This is a genomic window from Collinsella aerofaciens, from assembly GCF_001404695.1.
GTDB classification, from domain to species: domain Bacteria; phylum Actinomycetota; class Coriobacteriia; order Coriobacteriales; family Coriobacteriaceae; genus Collinsella; species Collinsella aerofaciens_E.
Window position 1 is genome coordinate 1 of the sequence record NZ_CZAQ01000058.1, and the last position, 3,765, is coordinate 3,765.

The following is a 3,765-nucleotide window of genomic DNA, read 5'->3' on the forward strand; positions in this document are numbered from 1 at the left end:
AGGATGGAAGACCATTAGGGAGTATCGCGAGGAGAGGTACCATGCGGCATAGCGCCGGGACATGGTCCGGAAAAACGTCCGAGGTCCCATAGTTCCTGTTTTACGACCCAAGGCCAAAAACAGGAACTATTCCACCGCAACTTATTGAGACTTGCCCGGAAAGACTTAGATACGGGCGAGGTCGTAGGATCGGGCGGCGGCTTCACCGGCGCAGATGAGGTTGGTTGTGGCTTCCTGGGGGTCGAGCGCTTGGTCAAGGGGCATGGGTCTGCGACAGACCGGCAGAACTAAGTCGACACCCTGCCCATACGCCGCATCCAGGTTGTCGGCACGACCGCCCACGACGGCGACCACCGGCTTGCCATATCGCTTCGCACGACGGGCCACGCCCACCGGTGCCTTACCGGCGGCGGATTGCTCGTCCATATTGCCCTCGCCCGTTATGACCAGGTCGACATCGCGCACGCACTCGTCAAACCCAATCAGATCGAGCACCGTCTCCACGCCCGAACGCAACTCGGCACCGAGCGCCAGCAGCGCGGCACCCAGGCCGCCGGCAGCACCGGCACCGGGCACACCGAGCACCGAGCCAAATGTCCGTGCGCCCTCGGGCGCACGCAGCAGCCCCTGGGCTCGCACCTCGAAAATCGCCGCATCAAGCAGGCGGCCGTAGCCGACCATCCAGCTGTCGTACCTGCGCAGCACCTCAGCATCACCCGTCGGCAGACCCTTCTGCCCACCGAACACCGCCAGTGCGCCTCGACGCCCCACGAGCGGATTCTCGACATCGGAAAGCACCACAAGACGCGCGCCATTCAGTACCCGAAGCGGTGGTGTCAAATCGATACTCGCCACATGTTCAAGGCCCGCGAGACCGGGGGCGATATTGCAGCCACACTCATCAACAAGGTGGGCACCCAGCGCCTGCAGCATGCCGGCGCCACCGTCGTTGGTGGCACTGCCGCCCAGACCAATATAGATAGTCTTTGCCCCCGCGCGGACCGCGCGAAGTATGAGCTCGCCCACGCCATAGGTCGAAGCCGCAAGCGCCGCCGATTCCGTGCAGGGTGAATACCCAATACCCGCCGCCTCGGCCATCTCGATGACCGCTGACTCGCGCTCGCCGTCCACCAGCATCCGCGCGGACACACGATCACCCAAGGGGCCTGCGACCTCGCAGGTCACAAGCTCGCCACCGCATGCGGCGATGGCGTCGAGCGTTCCCTCGCCACCATCTGCCAGCGGCAATGTGCACACCTCGGCATCGGGCCAAACGCGGCGCACGCCTTCGGCAACCGCCGCCTCCGCCTGCGCACTCGACACACTGCCCTTAAAGGAATCAATCGCCAACAGCACACGGCGGGGCCGGCGGCACGCGGCACCAAAATCGACCGCCTCAACGGCGATCTCTTCGGCACACGCGAGCGCCTCGGCATGAGCGGCATGTGCCTCAAGATCGGCCCCACAACCGCAGCCAGCACCATCGGTGCCACGCAACCCACTAAAATAGCCGCTCAACACCTCACGACACTCGTCTGCCAGCACGCCAGCCGTCACGTTAAACCGATGATTCAGGCGCGAGTCGGCATTCAGGTCATACAGCGAACCCAGTGCGCCGGCCTTGGCATCGGCCGCGCCATACACGCAGCGCCCCACGCGCGCATTGACCATAAGCCCCGCACACATGCAGCAGGGTTCGAGCGTCACGTAGACCGTACAGTCGGAAAGGCGCCAGCGGCCAAGTGCCTGGGCAGCGGCGCACAGGGCCGCGAACTCTGCATGCGCCGAAGGGTCCTGGTCGAGCTCGCGACGATTATGCGCCCTCGCGACGATCTCGCCGTCGCGCACCACTACGGCTCCGATGGGCACCTCGCCCACCGCCGCGGCGGCTCGCGCCTCCGCCAACGCCTCGCGCATGAACTTCTCGTCGATTTCGGTGATCGTCATCGTTCGCCTTCCCTGTTGCAAATTCAAAACGATGCTATCATTACGACTCACGGAGAGATGGCAGAGCGGTTGAATGCGGCGGTCTTGAAAACCGTTGAGCGCGAGAGCGTTCCGGGGGTTCGAATCCCCCTCTCTCCGCCACTTCTAGTGATGCACCGGTGTCATGGTCCGCTCAAACAGCGCATCGACCACGTCAGCCATCTCGGGTCGACGCTCAAGATCGTGGCCCGATTCCCACCATATCGTGAAAAGTCGAATAATACCGCCGGCGACAAACTCAGACGTCGTCTCGAGCGACACGGGGGCCAGGGCATCCTCGGCAAGCACGTTCATCACACGCTCGCGGATAGAGCGGGCAATACGGTCGCAAATAACGTTGGTCAGCATTCCCGACATGCTGCTCGCCAAAATGTTGTCCATGAGCTGCTCATGGGCCAGAATCAGGTCCATGGCATCGTCCAAAATCGCGTGCCGAAGCGCGCGCACGTCCTCGGCAGACACTGCGCCGACCTCATCGGGCTGTTTTTGCGGCAAGCCCGACATGAGCTCATCGATATAAAAGGCAAAGTAATCGTTCTTGTCGCGAAAGTGTTTGTAGAACGTCGTGCGGCGAATCATGGCGCGGTCGCACAGCATGGCAACCGTCAGGTCCTCAAAACGATGCTCCTCGAGAAGCTCGGTAAAGGCATTAAACAGGGCACGATAGGTTTTCTTGATGCGAAGGTCCATCCGTATCGCCATCCTCAGGGCAAAGACAACACTCGTCAATCTGTCGCATATCTTACACCTGTACCTCGCACGCTTTGCCCCGGTGCCAACCCCGCCGATAACATAACGCTTACCGGAAAGTTCGGCACGGCAAAACGTTGCGGGTATACTAGTAGCGTTATACCAACGGCAGCTGGCGCATGCCGCCGCGGCCATTCGAAACGGAGACATCATGATTACCGTCATCATCGGCATCGTTGTTGTCATTGTGATTGTCTGCGCCATCGCCGGCATCTACAACAACATGGTCACCAAGCGCAACCGCATCGATAACGCCTGGCAGAACATCGATACGCAGCTGCAGCGCCGCAACGACCTGATCCCCAACCTGGTCGAGACCGTCAAGGGCTACGCCAAGCACGAGCAAGAGACGCTCTCCGCCGTGATCAGTGCGCGTAACACCGCCGTCAAGGCCACCACGCCCGAGGCCAAGATGGAAGCCGACAACGTGCTGACCGGTGCGCTGCGCCAGCTCTTTGCCGTGGCCGAGGCCTACCCCGATCTTAAGGCAAACACCAACTTTACGCAGCTGCAGGCATCGCTCGAGGATACCGAGAACAAGATTAGCTATGCACGCCAGAGCTACAACGATTGCGTGCTCAGCTACAACAACGCCATTCAGACGTTCCCGGCTGTCATCTTTGCCGGCATCTTCCAGTTTAAGGAGCGCCAGGGCTTCGAGGCCGCCGAAGCCGCCCGCCAGGCCCCGACCGTCAAGTTCTAGTAGTTTGGCAGCGCATCCTTAATCGGCCAAATGTATAAACCGCCCCGTCGAACGCATACTTCGACGGGGCGGTTTCCTTTTTCGCGAAGGTCCCCCTCTAAGCGCCGTGCATTTTTAGGAGTATTCAACATAACCAAGAGCTTCGGGCGCTACGATAAATGCCAAAGACCGCGAATATCCCTGCAAATCAAACGCTGTCAGCCCATAACCCCGGTAGCGCACAGAGATGTGGTGTAAGAGGCGGGGCATGCCCCGCCTCTGGCCTTTCTTGAAAGGACAGGGACACCGCCTAGAATTCGTCGTTGGAGTAATGAAGGTGACGAATG

General features: G+C 60.9%; 3 protein-coding genes and 1 tRNA gene. 2 read left to right on the forward strand and 2 right to left on the reverse strand.

Going from position 1 to position 3,765, the window contains the following annotated elements; all coding sequences use genetic code 11:
- Nucleotides 1-165: 165 nt before the first annotated feature.
- Nucleotides 166-1,947 carry a tRNA adenosine(34) deaminase TadA gene (gene tadA, locus AQ996_RS09345; protein WP_055252657.1) on the reverse strand — a complete coding sequence of 594 codons (1,782 nt, stop codon included), beginning with the start codon at nt 1,945-1,947 and terminating at the stop codon, nt 166-168.
- Nucleotides 1,948-1,998: 51 nt separating this feature from the next.
- Between tadA and AQ996_RS09350 the strand changes: the two genes are divergently transcribed.
- A tRNA-Ser gene (locus AQ996_RS09350) sits at nt 1,999-2,088 on the forward strand.
- Between the two features lie 3 nt (nt 2,089-2,091).
- On the opposite strand, the gene AQ996_RS09355 is transcribed toward AQ996_RS09350, so the two are convergent.
- On the reverse strand, nt 2,092-2,676 hold the full coding sequence (locus AQ996_RS09355; protein WP_055252658.1) for a TetR/AcrR family transcriptional regulator: 585 nt from the start codon (nt 2,674-2,676) through the stop codon (nt 2,092-2,094).
- A gap of 211 nt (nt 2,677-2,887) precedes the next feature.
- Between AQ996_RS09355 and AQ996_RS09360 the strand changes: the two genes are divergently transcribed.
- Complete coding sequence (locus tag AQ996_RS09360; RefSeq protein ID WP_082421874.1) at nt 2,888-3,439, forward strand: LemA family protein; 552 nt, start codon at nt 2,888-2,890, stop codon at nt 3,437-3,439.
- Nucleotides 3,440-3,765: the final 326 nt, after the last annotated feature.

Coding starts and splice junctions, on each gene's coding strand:
- AQ996_RS09360 (WP_082421874.1), top strand. CDS start 2,888: ATGATTACCGTCATCATCGGCATCGTTGTTGTCATTGTGATTGTCTGC.
- tadA (WP_055252657.1), bottom strand. CDS start 1,947: ATGACGATCACCGAAATCGACGAGAAGTTCATGCGCGAGGCGTTGGCG.
- AQ996_RS09355 (WP_055252658.1), bottom strand. CDS start 2,676: ATGGACCTTCGCATCAAGAAAACCTATCGTGCCCTGTTTAATGCCTTT.